The 13455-nt window shown below is 69.4% G+C and carries 17 protein-coding genes; 11 read left to right on the forward strand and 6 right to left on the reverse strand.

All coding sequences use genetic code 11. The features are described from left to right. Positions 1–57: 57 nt before the first annotated feature. The gene (locus ACZZZQ_RS08315; protein ID WP_463507319.1) at positions 58–1341 is read left to right on the forward strand and encodes a serine hydrolase domain-containing protein; all 1284 of its coding nucleotides are present in this window, start codon (positions 58–60) and stop codon (positions 1339–1341) included. Between the two features lie 45 nt (positions 1342–1386). Beyond that, positions 1387–2403 (forward strand): magnesium and cobalt transport protein CorA, encoded by a 1017-nt coding sequence (locus tag ACZZZQ_RS08320; RefSeq protein WP_053098117.1) that lies wholly within the window; start codon positions 1387–1389, stop codon positions 2401–2403. A 205-nt stretch (positions 2404–2608) separates the two neighbouring features. On the opposite strand, the gene ACZZZQ_RS08325 is transcribed toward ACZZZQ_RS08320, so the two are convergent. The 3 genes from ACZZZQ_RS08325 to ACZZZQ_RS08335 all read right to left on the reverse strand — a co-directional run bounded on the left by ACZZZQ_RS08325 (position 2609) and on the right by ACZZZQ_RS08335 (position 6179). After that, entirely contained in the window at positions 2609–4414 is a 1806-nt protein-coding gene (locus tag ACZZZQ_RS08325; RefSeq protein WP_463507320.1) for a sigma-70 family RNA polymerase sigma factor, read from the reverse strand. Positions 4415–4585: 171 nt separating this feature from the next. Next, positions 4586–4810: a hypothetical protein gene (locus ACZZZQ_RS08330; protein ID WP_053098107.1), complete on the reverse strand. Its 225-nt coding sequence runs from the start codon at positions 4808–4810 to the stop codon at positions 4586–4588. Continuing rightward, on the reverse strand, positions 4797–6179 hold the full coding sequence (locus tag ACZZZQ_RS08335; RefSeq protein WP_053098106.1) for an APC family permease: 1383 nt from the start codon (positions 6177–6179) through the stop codon (positions 4797–4799). Before ACZZZQ_RS08335 ends, ACZZZQ_RS08330 begins: the two co-directional genes overlap by 14 nt. Before the next feature lie 211 nt (positions 6180–6390). On the opposite strand from ACZZZQ_RS08335, the gene ACZZZQ_RS08340 reads away from it, so the two are divergent. Together ACZZZQ_RS08340 and ACZZZQ_RS08345 are read left to right on the forward strand one after the other, a co-directional pair. Beyond that, positions 6391–7035 carry an MIP/aquaporin family protein gene (locus tag ACZZZQ_RS08340; RefSeq protein ID WP_463507321.1) on the forward strand — a complete coding sequence of 215 codons (645 nt, stop codon included), beginning with the start codon at positions 6391–6393 and terminating at the stop codon, positions 7033–7035. A 120-nt stretch (positions 7036–7155) separates the two neighbouring features. Then, positions 7156–7827, forward strand: a complete 672-nt coding sequence (locus ACZZZQ_RS08345) for a GOLPH3/VPS74 family protein (protein ID WP_463507322.1) — start codon at positions 7156–7158, stop codon at positions 7825–7827. A gap of 6 nt (positions 7828–7833) precedes the next feature. Here the strand turns inward: ACZZZQ_RS08345 and ACZZZQ_RS08350 are convergent, their stop codons facing one another. Then, positions 7834–8583: a DeoR/GlpR family DNA-binding transcription regulator gene (locus ACZZZQ_RS08350; RefSeq protein ID WP_056275362.1), complete on the reverse strand. Its 750-nt coding sequence runs from the start codon at positions 8581–8583 to the stop codon at positions 7834–7836. 67 nt (positions 8584–8650) lie between these two features. Here ACZZZQ_RS08350 and ACZZZQ_RS08355 point away from each other — a divergent pair, with 67 nt between their 5' ends. Together ACZZZQ_RS08355 and ACZZZQ_RS08360 are read left to right on the forward strand one after the other, a co-directional pair. Beyond that, positions 8651–9022: a DUF4406 domain-containing protein gene (locus ACZZZQ_RS08355; RefSeq protein ID WP_171821956.1), complete on the forward strand. Its 372-nt coding sequence runs from the start codon at positions 8651–8653 to the stop codon at positions 9020–9022. Between the two features lie 52 nt (positions 9023–9074). Beyond that, the gene (locus ACZZZQ_RS08360; RefSeq protein WP_072592087.1) at positions 9075–9440 is read left to right on the forward strand and encodes a cupin domain-containing protein; all 366 of its coding nucleotides are present in this window, start codon (positions 9075–9077) and stop codon (positions 9438–9440) included. A 7-nt stretch (positions 9441–9447) separates the two neighbouring features. On the opposite strand, the gene ACZZZQ_RS08365 is transcribed toward ACZZZQ_RS08360, so the two are convergent. Then, complete coding sequence (locus tag ACZZZQ_RS08365; protein ID WP_400339140.1) at positions 9448–10350, reverse strand: SDR family NAD(P)-dependent oxidoreductase; 903 nt, start codon at positions 10348–10350, stop codon at positions 9448–9450. Between the two features lie 10 nt (positions 10351–10360). Further along, positions 10361–10936 carry an isochorismatase family protein gene (locus tag ACZZZQ_RS08370; protein WP_053098101.1) on the reverse strand — a complete coding sequence of 192 codons (576 nt, stop codon included), beginning with the start codon at positions 10934–10936 and terminating at the stop codon, positions 10361–10363. A 222-nt stretch (positions 10937–11158) separates the two neighbouring features. Here ACZZZQ_RS08370 and ACZZZQ_RS08375 point away from each other — a divergent pair, with 222 nt between their 5' ends. From ACZZZQ_RS08375 to ACZZZQ_RS08395, 5 genes are read left to right on the forward strand one after another with little or no spacing between them, the layout of a single operon-like run. Beyond that, the gene (locus ACZZZQ_RS08375) at positions 11159–11683 is read left to right on the forward strand and encodes an Asp23/Gls24 family envelope stress response protein (RefSeq protein WP_053099288.1); all 525 of its coding nucleotides are present in this window, start codon (positions 11159–11161) and stop codon (positions 11681–11683) included. Continuing rightward, complete coding sequence (locus ACZZZQ_RS08380; protein WP_053098100.1) at positions 11680–11868, forward strand: DUF2273 domain-containing protein; 189 nt, start codon at positions 11680–11682, stop codon at positions 11866–11868. Before ACZZZQ_RS08375 ends, ACZZZQ_RS08380 begins: the two co-directional genes overlap by 4 nt. After that, complete coding sequence (locus ACZZZQ_RS08385; RefSeq protein ID WP_072592084.1) at positions 11868–12263, forward strand: hypothetical protein; 396 nt, start codon at positions 11868–11870, stop codon at positions 12261–12263. The genes ACZZZQ_RS08380 and ACZZZQ_RS08385 overlap by 1 nt, the downstream gene beginning before the upstream one ends. After that, on the forward strand, positions 12260–12844 hold the full coding sequence (locus ACZZZQ_RS08390) for a DUF6286 domain-containing protein (RefSeq protein ID WP_053098098.1): 585 nt from the start codon (positions 12260–12262) through the stop codon (positions 12842–12844). Before ACZZZQ_RS08385 ends, ACZZZQ_RS08390 begins: the two co-directional genes overlap by 4 nt. Then, positions 12841–13455 (forward strand): hypothetical protein, encoded by a 615-nt coding sequence (locus ACZZZQ_RS08395; RefSeq protein WP_056275349.1) that lies wholly within the window; start codon positions 12841–12843, stop codon positions 13453–13455. Before ACZZZQ_RS08390 ends, ACZZZQ_RS08395 begins: the two co-directional genes overlap by 4 nt.

A 13455-nucleotide genomic window follows, 5' to 3' on the forward strand; every position in this document is an offset into this window, starting at 1 on the left:
TTCTTTCAGGATGGGCGTTCTAGACTCGGGAGACACGTCTTCCGGGGGTCCCCTTTCATGCAGCTTCTCTCGTCGCGCACGTTCCGCGCAGCAGTGGCCGGCGCAGCCGCGCTCGGGCTCTTCCTCACCGGCTGCACGGCCGAACCGGAGTTCAGCTACCAGCCTCCGTCCCAGGTCGACGGCCCTCTGCCTGACGACACGGTCGCCGCCATGGAGGCGGCCATCACCAACGCGCTCGCCGCATCGGGTGCCTCGGGCGCCGTCGTGGGCGTGTGGGCTCCGTGGAGCGGCAGCTGGGTCGCCGGTCTCGGCACCCAGACCCCCGGCGGCGACGAAGAGATCAGCACCGACATGTCCCTCCGGATCGCGGACATGACGCGTCTCATGACGTGCGACGTGCTCTACGGTCTGGCCGATGACGGCGTGGTCGATCTCGACGACCCCGTGCCCGACCACGTCTCGGGCGTCGCTGACATGAAGGACATCACGCTGCTCGACCTGTGCAACAGCACGAGCGGCGTCGGCTCGTCCGAGGCGACCGCGCAGGCCGCATGGCTCACCACCCCCGAGCGCGTGTGGGCACCCCTCGAGCTCGCGGCGTACGGCCTCGGCGCCCCGCGCACCACTCCGAAGACGACCTACACGAACTCGGATGCCGGCTACCTGCTGCTCGGACTCGCACTCGAGCGGGCGTCCGGCCGCACGGCCTCCGAGCTGATCGCCGAGTACGTGACCCAGCCGCTCGGTCTCTCGGCGACGTCGCTGCCTTCGCCGGCCCCGGCCCCGCCCTCTGACGGACCGGTCATGAACGGGCACTACCTGACACCCGTCGAAGGCGGGTACGACTGTGCGGCCCCGGTCGACATCACCACGCTCTCGTCGAGCACCGGCTACACCGACTCCGGCGTCGTGTCGACGATCGAGGATCTCGGTCGGTACGCCCAGGCCGAAGCCGCGCAGAAGCTGCGCACGAAGGACGAGCCGAACCGCTTCGGAGCTCCCCTGCCGCAGGGCCCCCAGGCTCCCTCCTGGCTCCAGGCCACGGGCGGGGCTCTGCTCGTCGGCTCGATGGTCGGACAGGCGGGCTGGACTCCCGGGTATCAGACGTCGGCGTTCTCCGACCCCGAGACGGGCTTCACGGTCGCAGTGTCGCTGAACAACTCGACGACCGGCGCGACGACCGCGATGTACCTGGCGTGGGAGCTCGCGGCGATCGCCTCAAAGGTGCCTGCAGCCGCGGGTGAGACCGCTCCCGAGTTCGGGCTTCCGTTCACGGCCGAGCAGTATCACCAGGCCATCACGGACTCGGCGGTCGCCTGCGTCGCACCGCCGGCCGCCTAGGGCCCGGCGCACGACCGCCGCGGCATACCGACGAAGGGAACGCCGATGGCGATCATCGACAACGCGATCTACGTCGACGGTGTCCGCACCGAGAATCCGCGGAGCCTCAGTGAGACGTTCGAGGTGCTGCGCGAACGCGGCGGCATGAGCTGGATAGGTCTGTACCGGCCGAGCGAGGCCGAGATCCGCGAGGTCGCCGACGAGTTCGGCATCCACGCTCTCGTCGTCGAGGATGCGCTCTCGGGTCACCAGCGGTCGAAGCTCGAGCGGTACGGAGACGTGCTGTTCATGGTGCTGCGATCCGCCCGGTATCTGGATGCCGCGGAGGAGGTCGAGTTCGGCGAGATCCATGTGCTCGTGGGGCCCGACTTCGTGGTGACGATCCGCCACGCGGAGTCTCCCGACCTGGGGCGGGTGCGACGCCGACTCGAAGACGACCCCGGTCTGCTGAAGCTCGGTCCGGAGGCGGTGCTCTATGCGATCCTCGACGAGGTCGTCGACGAGTACGCACCCGTGCTGTCGGGACTCGAGAACGACATCGACGAGATCGAGAGCCAGCTCTTCGAGGACGAGGTCGACGCGACGCAGCGCATCTACGAACTCGGTCGTGAGGTGATCGACTTCCAGCGCGCGGTGCAGCCTCTCGCGGGCATGCTGGACTCGCTGCTGCGAGGTTCGACGAAGTACGAGGTCGACGAGGAGCTGCAGCGGTACCTGCGCGACGTGCTCGACCACACCCTGCGCGTGTCGGAGCGCGCGAACACCTTCCGCACGGTGCTCGACAACGCGCTGACCGTCGAGTCCACGATCGTGGCGCGGCGGCAGAACGAGGAGATGCGGCGGATGACCGAGTTGAGCATCCGCCAGAACGACGAGGTCAAGAAGATCTCGGGCTGGGCGGCGATCCTGTTCGCCCCGACGCTCGTCGGCACAGTGTACGGCATGAACTTCGACCACATGCCCGAGCTGCATTGGACGCTCGGATACCCCATGGCGGTCGCTCTGATGCTGGCGATGGGCGTCGGGCTCTATTGGGCGTTCAAGCGCAAGGGCTGGCTGTAGGCCCCCCCACGGGTGCGGAAGGGAATGCGGGTGGGACTGGGGAGCAGCCCCACCCGCGAGTGCCGCGTCCGTAGGGGAACGCGAGCTCTCGGACACGAAGTCGACTCAGGTCCCCAGGGCCGGCTTCTCGTCCCACTATCAAGACGCTGACGACGCCCGTTCCTGACGCCGCAACCAATATTCCGGTCGGATCCGTGCCCGGACGTCACTTGCCGCCCGGGGTGACGACGACCGCGTACTCGGCTCCAGGACCGGTGACGCCCGACTCCGCATCGACGTATTGCAGAGTGAGCAGGTGGAATCCGAGATGGATGTCGGGGATGTAGTCGTCGGAGGACACCTCGTCGATGGCGATGAGGTGGGGCACCACGACGCCGTCGACGGCGACCTGCACCCAGCCGCCCGGGATGCCCTCGAGAGTGACGAGCGCGTCGTCCTGCTCGCCGTCGGCGTCAGCATCCCCCCGCTCGAGGTGGGGGCGGGGCTGATCACCGGAGATGACCGGCACGGGGAATGCGAGGGGTCCGACCGGCTCGCTGAGGTCCACGTCGCCGGAGGGTGAGGTGTGCTGGGCCGTGAGCGTCATGCCCTGCCTCAGTTCGCCTCCCGCGACGGAGAGCGTGAACTCACCGTCGTCGTCGACCGTCGCCTGGGCGAGGACGGAGCCGAGCTCGTCGATGACGGCGACCATGCTGCCGGGGATGCCGGTGCCGCTCACCGAGACAGCGAGGGGACTGCTGGTGTCCCACCCGTCCGGACCGATCGCGAACACGGGCGGGGTCTCGACCGGCGGGACCTCGACCGGCGGGGTCGCCACGGGGGGTCTGGTCGCCGGAGGGCCCGCCGCCGGCGGTGCGGCCACCGGGGCGCTCGGCGGCTCCGGAACGGCGCGCACAGGTGTGTCCTGCCGAGTCGTCTCGACGACCGGCTGCACTGGCGGCTCCACCGGAGCAGGAATGAGCGGTGCGACAGGTGGGGGCGTCGGTGACGTGTCGTCGTCCGTCGCGGGTGTGGCACCGGGAGTCGGGGCGATGGGTCGGGCGGCGGGCCCGGACGCCTCACCACGGTCGCCGTCTGCCGCCGGTTGCGACCAGGGGGCGACCATCGCCACGGCGACCGTCGCCGCGAGGGCGACCGCGCTTCCCGCGGCGATCCCGATGGTGAGCACGCGGCGGGTCCGCAGTGCGGCGGACGGTCCGATGACGGAGGCGCTCGCTGCCGCGCCGGGCTCGAGAGCGGCGTAGGCGGCGGCGCCGGCGCTGCCGAGTGCGAGGGGCAGCAGCACGGCTCGCAGCTTCGACGAGGCCGTGTCGATGTCTCGCGCGATGATCGTGCAGCCGGCGCACCCTTCGAGATGGGACTCGAGGCGGGGGCGCTCGTGCCGACTCACCGGGCGGCGAGAGCGGCGCACGAGCCGCCCGCACGCCCAGCGACACTCCTCGGGACGGGAAGGGTCGGCGATGAGCGCATCCAGCCAAGCATGGCGGAATCCGTCGCGAGCGCGGAGAGCGAGCGCAGACACGGCATTCGGAGTCAGCCCCATCAGCGGAGCGATCTCGCGCGGCTTCATGCCCTCGACCTCGAGGTACCAGAGCAGGGTGCGGTGGTTCTCGGGCAGATTCTTGAACGCCGCCGCGAGCATCGTCTTGTCCGACAGCTGCTCGATCGCGTCGGGGGCCTCATCGGGGATCTCCTCGATGAACTCGATCGGGATGTCCTTCTGCTTGCCGCCCCACGTCGCGGCGGCGTTGCGGATGGCGGCGTAGAGATACGCCCGGAAGCCATCGGTCGGTCCGCCGCCGTTCTGCATCGCGCTGAACGTCTTCGTGAAGGCCTCGCTGACGAGGTCGTCAGGGTCGATGGAACGCGTCACTGCGCGGGCCGCGCGGAGCCCCGCCTCGGAATGGCGCTGCCACAGCACGGCGAACGCTCGGGCGTCTCCGCTGCGCGTCGCGTCGGCGAGCTCGGCATCCGACCGCGTGTCGGTGCTCGGATCTGTGGTGATGCTCATGGCGTCCCCCCGATCGTGGTGACGGGGTCCGGGTCACCGACTCCGAGACCGCGGAGGCGGTCTCGGAGTCAGCATACGCTCAGAGCTTGCTTTCGAGGGGCGAGTTGTGATATATCGGAACGCTGAAGTATCGCGGGGGCGATCCCGCGCGCGTTCTCGCCGCCGCTCCGCCTACTGCTCGGGCTCGTCGTCGACCTCGACCCCGGGTCCGGGTCCCGGCCGCACGGCGGCATCGGGGAGGATGTCGATGCGGGTGTTCCCGTCGTGCTCCGAGACCTCGATGCGCGGGGCGGCATCGGCCTCGGTGGCATCAGGGGCCGCGGTCAGCTGGTCGTGGCGCTTCTCCTCGCTCGTCATGGCGTCGTCGGCGTCGGGGGTGAGATCAGGCGTGCTCATCGTTCTCCTTCGTGGTGGTGGATGACGGGGCTCCGTCGTGGTCGCGACGGTCGGAGCGGTTGCGGCCCCAGCGGGCGAGCAGGTACAGCACGGCGCCGACCGCCAGCAGGATCGCGCCGAACAGCCAGACGACCCCTCGCTGCTGGGTGAGCAGCAGGATGCACGAGGCGATGCCCAGCACCGGGATGACCGTCCAGATGCGGAAGTGATCGTGCTCGACGCGGTCACGTCGCAGCACCAGCACCGAGACGTTGACGCTGAGGAAGACGAAGAGCAGCAGCAGCACGACGGTCTCGGCGAGCGTCGCCAGATCGCCGACGAGCGTGAGTCCCATCGCGACGAGGGTCGTGGTGAGGATCGCCACCCACGGGGTCTTTCGATTCGGCAGCACGCGGCCGAGCACGGCGGGCAGCAGGTTCTGCTCGGCCATCCCGTAGGTCAGGCGGCTCACCATGATCATCGTGAGCAGTGCACCGTTCGCCACCGCGATCAGGGCGATCAGGCTGAACAGCCAGGAGGGGATGCTGGCACCCGCGGCCTCGACGACCGACAGCAGCGGTCCGCTCGACTCCTGCAACTCGGACGCCGGCAGTGCGATGGAACTCGCGACCCCCACGAGCACGTACACCGCACCGGCGGTGAAGAGCGCGCCGAAGAGGGCTCGCGGATAGGTGCGCCGCGGATTCTTGACCTCTTCGATCATGTTCGCCGAGGTCTCGAAGCCGACGAAGGAGTAGTAGGCGATCACCGCTCCCGACAGGACCGCTAGGGCGACGGGCGTCCCCTCGGGCGTCTGAGTCAGCCGCGAGGCGTCGCCGCCGCCGCCGACCACGAACATCCCGACCACGACGATCACGATCACGAGACCGCTCAGCTCGATCGCCGTCATCACCAGATTCGCGCCGAGCGACTCACGGATGCCGCGGGCGTTGAGTGCTCCGACGATCGCGAGGAAGACGATCGCGACGGGAATGGTCGGCAGGTCGAAGAACGTGCCGAGGTAGTCGCCGGCGAACGCGATCGCCAGGCCCGCGGCGCTCGTCACGCCGGCCGCGAGCATGCTGAACCCGACCAGGAACGACACGACGGGGCTGTGGAAGGCGCGCTCCGCGAAGACGGATGCCCCGCCGGCGCGCGGATACTTGGTGACCAGCTCGGCGTACGACCCCGCGGTCAGCAGCGCGAGCAGGAGAGCGAGAAGCAGCGGTGCCCACAGCATCCCGCCGACCTTCTCGGACAGCACACCCATCAGGGCGTAGATGCCGGCGCCGAGCACGTCGCCCAGGATGAAGGCGAACAGCAGGGGGCCGGTGATGGCGCGACGCAGGCGAGTGGGCTCCTCCGGCGTCGTGGCGGTGTCGGAAGTCATCCCGGAACAGTACGGACAAGCGTGCCGATGTGGCGACGGGGTTGACATGCCGTCGCATCGCATTCAGGTATTTCACAGGCGCCAGCGCGGCGTACGCCCGGACTCCGACTGCCGTCGCTAGATTCGGGGGCGTTATCGGAGGGTGCGTCGGCTGGAGTGCGCAGGCGGACGGGGGTCGCCTTCCCTCACCTCTCAGAAAAGAGCACTTCTCATGTCCGGTACTCCCCGAAAGGCGCTCGCCGAAGCGATCGCCACGTTCCTCTTCGTCCTCACGATCATCGCGGCGATCAACAGCGAGAGCCCGCTGACTCCGCTCGCGATCGGCTTCACGCTCGCCGTGCTCGTCTTCTCGACCGGCCACATCTCGGGCGCTCACCTCAACCCGGCGGTCTCCGTCGGCGTCTTCATCCGTGGCGGCCTCAGCGTCGTCGACTTCATCGCCTACCTCGTGGCGCAGTTCGTCGGTGGCGCGCTCGCCGCGCTGGTCAGCTTCGCCGTGTGGCCCGCCGGTGGCGAGGCTCTGGTCGTCGAGGTAGGACCCGCCTTCTTCGTCGAGGCGCTGTTCACGCTGATCCTCGTCTGGGTCGTGCTCAACACCGCGACCTCGAAGGACACCGAGGGCAACTCGTTCTACGGCCTCGCGATCGGGGCGACGGTGTTCGTCGGCGCAGCGACCGTCGGTTCGATCTCGGGCGGCGGCTTCAACCCGGCGGTGGCCCTCGGCCTCTCGGTCGGCGGGTACTTCGACTGGGTCTCGCTGTGGCTCTACATCGTCGCCCCCGTGGTCGGCGCGGTCATCGCGGCTCTGCTCTTCCGCGTGCTCAACGCGGACGATGCCAAGAAGATCGGCGCGTAACCACTCTTCATCGAACGCCGCGTCCTCTCCGGAGGGCGCGGCGTTCGTGCGTGTGGGGGTGTTCCGGAATCATCCGTCCGGGGGATGCCGTCGTGAGGTGGCCCGTCATAGCGTGGATGCATGCTGATCGTCGAGGAACTCCACATGCTGCTTCTCCGGCCTGATGGCCGCGTCGAGAGCGCGGTGAGCGTGAACCGCCTGTACGGCGAGGTCGCGGCCGTGATCGTCGACCTCGCCCTGCACGGACGCATCGCGGTGTCGGACGAGAAGAACCCGGTCGTCGAGATCGTGTCGACCGACCCGACGGGCAACCCGATCCTCGATACGACACTGCAGCGCCTCGTGCCGTTGCGCGGCAAGCGGCTGCAGTCGCTCGTGGTGCGCCCCAAGCTCGATCCGCTCGAGATCGTGGTCGAGTCGCTCATCGTGCAGGGCGTGCTCGTCAGAGGGGAGCGCGGATTCTTCGGCTGGGGGTCGGCACGCACTCCCGAATCCGATTCGACGCCCGAGCAGGCGCTGAGGGCGCGGCTCGCCGCGGTGCTCGCCGGAACGGGTGCTCCGACGCAGGCCGACCTGGCGCTGCTTGCGATCCTGCAGAACCTCAACGCGGCGCACGCGATCCTGCGCGAGGAGTGCGGCGGGCGGTCCTCGGGCGACCTCAAGAAGCGGATCGAGCAGCTCACGGCAGGATCGCAGGCAGGGGATGCCGTCGCCAAGGCGGTCAACGATGCGATCACGGCCGCGATGGTGGCGATCATGACGCCGACGATCGTGGCGGCGACCATCACCTGACACCGGTCAGCGCAGCACCGGCATGCCCTCTGCGAGATCGCCGATGACCGGGTTCGCGTCTTGAGGGTCGACCACGAGACCGGTGATGGCGTCGACGTTCAGAACCGGGAAGCGCGAGATGGCGCCGATCTTCTCCTCGCTGCCCAGGACGTAGGTCTGCGCACAGCGCGCGGCGATCGCGCGTTTGGTGGCGGCGTCGTCGAGGTTGCCGGTGGTCAGGCCGTGGACGGGATCGACGCCCGTCACGCCCAGGAAGAACAGGTCTGCGGCGAGATGCTGCACGGCCTCCATGGCGAGGGGGCCGCTCGCGACCATCGAGAAGCGGGCGAGTTCGCCGCCGATGATCACGACGCGGGCGTCGGAGTGCTCGGCGACGGCGAGGGCGATCGCCGGGCTGGGGGTGATGACGGTCAGGTCGGCGCCGTACGGCAGCATGCGGGCCATCGCGAGCGTCGTGGTTCCGGCATCCAGCACGATCGTCGAGCCCGGCAGGATCAGCTCGACGGCGCGGCGGGCGACCCGCTCCTTGCTCTCGGTGGCCAGCGACGAGCGCTCGTCGACGGGCCGATCGGCCGGCGGAACCGGCAGAGCGCCGCCATAGACGCGGACGAGTTCGCCCGTGTCGGCGAGCTCGCGCAGATCGCGACGGATCGAGTCCTCGGAGACGCCGAGATCGGTGGCGACGTCCTTCGCCACAACGCGACCGTCTCTGCGCAGGATCTCGCGCAGATGATCCTTTCGTTGCGCACTCAGCATCCGAAGCTCCATCCCGATCATTCACGAAGTTGCACGTTCCTGCACGGTTAACGTTACAGTCTTCTCCATGAACACACCACTGCTGATTCTCATCGCCGGCCCCTACCGCTCCGGCACGGGCGGCGACCCCGCCCTGATCGCCCGCAACCTCGAGGTCCTCGAAGAGGTCGCGGCCCCCATCCACCGTCTCGGCCACGTGCCGATGATCGGCGAATGGGTCGCCCTGCCGATCCTCCGAGGCATGGACGAGACGGATGCCGCCGAGGGCGACGTCATGTACGAGACGGCCCACCGACTGCTGCAGCACTGCGACGCGGTGCTGCGCCTGCCGGGAGACTCCGCGGGCGCCGACAAGGACGTCGAGATCGCGCTCGAGCGCGGGCTGCCCGTGTATCGATCGATCGACGAGATCCCGTCGAGGGATGCCGAAGCCGCCTGAGCGCGGCTCATCGGGAGGGGGCCGTGGCCAGCCGGTGGCTAGGCTCGTGAGCATGACAGACGATGTGCGCAACGTCCACGACGCCCTCTCGACGATCACCGAGCACTGGCAGCCGCACCGGCTCACCAGCGTCAACGACTACGACGTCAAGGTCGTCAAGCTCCAGGGCGAATTCGTCTGGCACACCCACCCCGACACCGATGAGCTGTTCATGGTGGTGAGCGGCCAGCTCACCATCCAGCTCCGCGACCGTGACGTGATTCTGCACCCGAACGACGTCTTCGTCGTGCCGCGCGGGGTCGAGCACTGCCCGAAGGCGACGGACGAGGTGCACGCGATCCTGTTCGAGCCGAAGGGAACGGTCAACACCGGGGACGCCGGAGGCGACATGACCGCGACACTCCAGGAGCTCGCCTGATCCGCCATCAGATCGTGAAGCGCACGCCCGAGAGGTGCTCGGCGACCGACCACAGTTCCGCGCCGACGTCGACCGACCGCACCTGGGCGCTCGCGGCGACCCGCTTCGGCGCCCCGCGGAACTCGAGCAGCCCGCCCGGACCCCAATAATCGCCGCCGGTGGCATCGGCCGCGACGGCAGCATGCACGATCGGCGCGGCCCCGGCATCCTTGCCCTGCACGAGCGGGCGGCTGACCGACGCGAGGGCGCGCGTCAGAGGTGAGACCGCGGCGAGTCCGTCGCGGTGCGGAGTCAGCGGATCGACGGCGTAACCGGGGTGAGCACACAGCGCAGACCGCGCCGTGCCCCGCCACCGGCGGTTCAGCTCGAAGGCGAGGGCCATCAGGGCGGCCTTCGAGCGGCCGTACTGACGCAGCGACGCACCCGTCCACGGCTGAGAGAGCGTGCCGGGGTCGATCTCGGCGAAGCGATGCGCCAGCGATCCGACGGCCACGACCCGAGCGTCGTCGGCGAGCAGACGGTCGAGCTGGGCGACCAGGGCGAAGTGTCCGATCGCGTTGGTGCCGACCATGAGGTCCAGTCCGTCCGCGGTGCGGGCGCTGCGATCCGCCGCCTTGACCCCGGCATTGCAGATCACCGCATCGAGCCGCTCGTCGAGCGATGCCGTCGCCGAGGCGACGCTCACCAACGACCCGAGATCGACCGGCACGATGTCGAGGTCGGCACCCGGAACCTGCGCGCGGATCGACGACACGGCCACCTGTGCGCGCTCTGCCGACCGGCATCCGAGCAGCACCCTGGCACCCTGCGTGGCCAGGATCTCCGCGCACCAGTATCCGATGCCCGCGTTCGCCCCGGTGACGAGGATCGTGCGGCCGGTGAGGTCGGGGAGCGCGAGCGGCGAGGGCATGTCCTCCAACCTAGGCGGAGACACCCACCCGGTCGGCCGTGCGGACGATCGTCGCGAATCCGCGCGCCGCCAGGATGCTCTCGGTCCGCTGCATGATCTCGTCGCCCGAGACGGCCGCGAGCCCGTCCGTCGCCTCGATCGCCGAGGTCGTCGTCGCATCCGTCACGAACTCCACCGTGAAGCCGAGGTCGGCCGCCATCCGAGCCGTCGTCTCGCAGCACTGCTCGGTGCGGATGCCGCAGACGACCACCCGGCCGACGCCGCGGCGCCGGAGCTGATCTTCGAGATCGGTCGATGTGAACGCGTTGACGGTGGTCTTCGTCACGGCGATCTCGTCGCTCTGCGGGTCGAGGTCGGAGACCACCCGGACGAAGCCGTTGGCCGGATCGAAGACTCCTCCGCTGCCCGGCTCGGAGTGCGTGACCCACACGACGGCGTCTCCCGACCGACGCGCGTACGCGACGAGCTGGGAGATGTTGTCGATGACGCCCGGGTTGGCGGTGGCCGCCCACTCGTCGGGTCGCTGGCGGAAGGATTCCTGCGCGTCGATCACGAGCAGGGCGGTGGCGGGGGAGTCGTGGCTCATCCGATCATCCTCGCGGTCCCGGCCCGCGACGGCCAGTGCCTGCACGGCCAGCGACCGCGTGTTCTCTGCCGTCGATCGCCGCTCGGGCGCCGTCTCGCAGATTCTCCCGACGAATCTGTGACGAATCCCGCTCGGCGCTCGTCCTATCTGTGAGCGACCCACACACGCTCCCGGCGAAGCCACCACGGCCCGGCCGGCACATCGTAAGACGAAGGAATGGTCATGGCAACTCAGGATCAGAACACCCCCACCAGCCCCGCCGACAAGGAGCTCGCTCAGACGTCGACCGCGCCGAAGCCGGCTGCCTCGGGTTCGCGCGTCGACCGCACGTCGGCCTTCTCGACGTCGCGCGTCCCCGCCGACTCGGATGCCGCGGGCAAGACGGTCATCGCCGACGGCGTCGTCGCCAAGGTCGCCGGCATCGCCGCCCGTGAGGTCGCCGGTGTCTACGCGCTCGGCGGTGGCGGAGCACGTGCCTTCGGCGCCATCCGCGACGCCGTCAACGCCACCGACCTGACGCAGGGCGTCAAGGTCGAGGTCGGCGAGACGCAGGCCGCCGCAGACCTGACCATCGTCGTCGAGTACCCCGCCCCGATCCAGGAGGTCGCGAGCAACGTGCGCGCCGCCGTCGCCGGTGCGATCAGCCGCCTGGTCGGTCTCGAGGTCGTCGAGGTCAACGTCGAGGTCAACGACGTGCACGTCCCCGGTGACGACAACCAGGAGAACGAGGAGTCGCGAGTCTCATGACCCCCACCACCACAGGCGCCCTGATCGGCGCACTCCTGGCCCTGGCCGCTCTGCTGTTCGGGTTCTGGGGATTCCTCCTCATGGCCCTGTTCGCCGGCGTCGGAGCAGTCATCGGCCGGATCGCCTCCGGCAAGCTCGACGTCCGCGGTCTCGCCGACGCCTTCACAGGGCGGCGCACCTCCTGATGCGCGTCGACCAGCACCTCGCCGCCGGTGGCGGCCCCGCGCGGGCCGCCACCGCAGAGGCCACCGTCCCTGGGCGCATCGACGTGAAGGAACGCGTCTACCGCACGGTCACCGAGAAGGCGTCCGCAACCCTGATCGGTGTGCCGCGCGGTGACGTGAAGGTCGACGTCGCCGAGCACCCGGGCGGGATCGCCGTGCGCATAGCGACCCCGCTTCCCGTCCCCGATCTCGACGACACCGTCGCGATCTCCCAGAGCGTCCCCGTCCTCGACCGAGCTCGTCAGCTGCAGGAGCAGCTGCAGGAGAGTCTCAGTGGTCTTCTCGGACGTGACGTGACCCGCATCACCCTCACCATCACCGGTGCCACCATCCCAGAGAGGAGACGAGTGCGATGAGCACCCCGGTTCTTCGTCGCGTCGTCCGACGCGAGACGCATTCGCCGCGGACCGTCGCGATGTTCGTCGCGGTCATCCTCCTCATCCTCGCCCTCGCCTACATCGGGCTCGAGATCGTGCTGAGCCTCGCGGCGCAGCCCGCTCTCCTGCTGGGTCCCGCCGCGGCGGGCGGATGGCTGGTCGGCCTGCCCACCGCACAGCCGGCCGGACTCGTGATCGCGGGCAGCGTCGTGCTCGCCCTGATCGGCGTCGTGCTCGTCGTGCTGGCCGTCACTCCGGGTCGCCTGTCACGGCACACCCTCGAGGCGGGCGACAGGGCGGTCGTCGTCGACAACGGCGTGATCGCCAGCGCGCTCGCCCAGCACCTCTCGGAGGAGACGGGCCTGGCTCGCGAGAGCATCACCGTCGGAGTCGGCCACCGCAGTGTCGACGTCACCGTGCGCCCCGGCGCGGGCATCCCCCTCGACAAGGGCGCCGTGCAGTCGGCCACGGAGGCAGAGCTGCAGACCTACCGGCTGACCCGCAGCGTCCGCACCCGCGTGCGCATCGAGCGCCCCCACGAGAAGGAAGACGAGCTGTGAACAACACCAATCGTGCGCTGAACCGCACCCTGCTGCTCATCATCGGCCTGCTCTTCCTCGGACTGGGCGCTCTCGGCATCGCCATCATGAGCTGGCCGACCGCCACCGACATCTGGACGTCGGCCGGCACGGACGCCCGCTCATGGCTCGACCAGGCGATCGCCGCCACGGCCATCGCCGGCGGCAGCCTCTCGTGGATCGGCATCGGCGCAGTGGCCGCGATCGTCATCGTGATCGTGCTGCTGATCGTCGCCCTCACCAGCATCTCGGGCCGCCGGTCGAAGACCGCCTTCCGCTCGAGCGGAGCACAGAACCCGCTCGGACGTGTCACGGTCACCGAGTCGTTCGTGTCGGATGCCGTCAAGAACTCCCTCGCCGGGAGAGCGGAGATCCTGTCGTCGCAGGTCACCGCGAACGACATCCGTCGAGAGCCGGTGCTGCATGTGGCCGTCACGCCCCGGCAGAACACCGATCCGCGTGAGCTGGTCGACCACATCGACAAGCTGCTCACCAACCTCGCCACCCTGACCGGCCGCGAGAGCGCGACCTTCGTCTCGATCCACACCGGCCTCCGGGCGCGGCTCGCGCACGACCAGCGACGTCTGTCGTGA

Source organism: Microbacterium sp. AC132 (assembly GCF_979258525.1).